This window comes from Synechococcus sp. OH2, assembly GCF_047462155.1.
Taxonomy (GTDB): Bacteria; Cyanobacteriota; Cyanobacteriia; order Thermostichales; family Thermostichaceae; genus Thermostichus.
Genome location: NZ_JANSIR010000107.1, coordinates 24109 through 25467, shown reverse-complemented (window position 1 = coordinate 25467; position 1359 = coordinate 24109). Strand labels below are relative to the sequence as shown.

The window sequence follows — 1359 nt, the reverse complement described above, 5'->3', positions numbered from 1 at the left end:
AGGTTTTGCAGCGGGCGGATATGGCCCCGGCCAGGGTGGCGTTTCTCCTCCAGGCATTGCAGGAGCTGCAGGAGCGCTACGCCCAGATGGGGATCCCGCTCCTCTGGCGGCGGGGGGATCCGGCGGTGGAGCTGCGGCAGTTGGCCACCGAGCTGGGGGCGCAGGCCGTGTTTTGGAACGAGGATCTGGATCCCTTGGCCCGGCAGCAGGAGAGTCGGGTACGGGCTAGCTTGACGGCAGCCGGGATCCTGTCTTTTTCTTACCAAGATATGCTGCTGCACGGGCCGGGGGAAGTATTGACCCAGGCGGGGGAGCCCTACTCGGTTTTTACCCCTTTCTGGCGCCGCTGGTCCAGCTTGCCCAAGCCAGATCCCTTCCCCATTCCCAAGGAGCTCCAGCCGCTGCCAAACCTCGAAGCCCAACCGCTGCCCACCTTGGCGGATCTGGGCTTTGTCTGCAACCAGCGGATCCCGACATCAGGCGAGAGGGCAGCCCAAGCGCTGCTGGAGGATTTTTGTCAGGGCCTGCGCATTTTCGACTATGAGCGGGCCCGCAATTTCCCGGCTGAACAGGGCACCTCTCTCCTCAGCCCCCACCTGTGCTGGGGAACCATCGGCATTCGCCAGGTGTGGCAGGCTACGCGGGAGGTGGAAGCAGAGGTGCGCAGTGAAGAGGCCGAGAGCAGCCTGCAAACTTGGCGGCAGGAGCTGTGCTGGCGCGAGTTTTACAAGCATGTCTTAGCCCACTGGCCCTACGTGGAGAGCGGCGCCTACCGGCGAGCTTTTGATGCGCTGGAGTGGGACAACCGGCAGGACTGGTTTCAGGCCTGGTGCGCCGGAGAGACGGGCTACCCCATCGTAGATGCGGCCATGCGCCAGCTCAACGAGACCGGCTGGATGCACAACCGCTGCCGCATGATCGTGGCCAGCTTTCTAACCAAAGATCTGCTCATCGACTGGCGCTGGGGAGAGCGCTACTTTATGCAGAAGCTGGTCGACGGGGATCTGGCCGCCAACAACGGCGGCTGGCAGTGGAGCGCCGGTGTGGGTACGGATCCCAGGCCACTGCGCATCTTCAACCCGGCCACCCAGGCAGCCCGCTACGACCCGGAGGGGGAGTACATCCGTCGCTACCTGCCGGAGCTAGCGGGGCTAGATACCCCGGCTTTGCTGTGGGTGGGGGAGGATCCCAAGGGATCCTGGGCCCTGCAGGAGCGGCGGCGCTGCGGCTACCCGGATCCCATCGTGGATCACAAGGTGCAGCAGCAGGAGTTCAAGCGGCGCTACCAGGCGGTGCAGCAGAGGCACTCTCAGCCGGCCCAGGGCAGACTATCCACTCTTTCCTAGCTCTGGACAAGAC

At 64.5% G+C, this 1359-nt stretch carries 1 protein-coding gene; it reads left to right on the top strand.

Going from position 1 to position 1359, the window contains the following annotated elements; translation table 11 throughout:
* Window positions 1-1346: cryptochrome/photolyase family protein (locus tag NW835_RS10835; RefSeq protein WP_414415290.1), on the top strand; the 1346-nt coding region annotated here is incomplete at its 5' end.
* Window positions 1347-1359 lie beyond the last annotated feature (13 nt).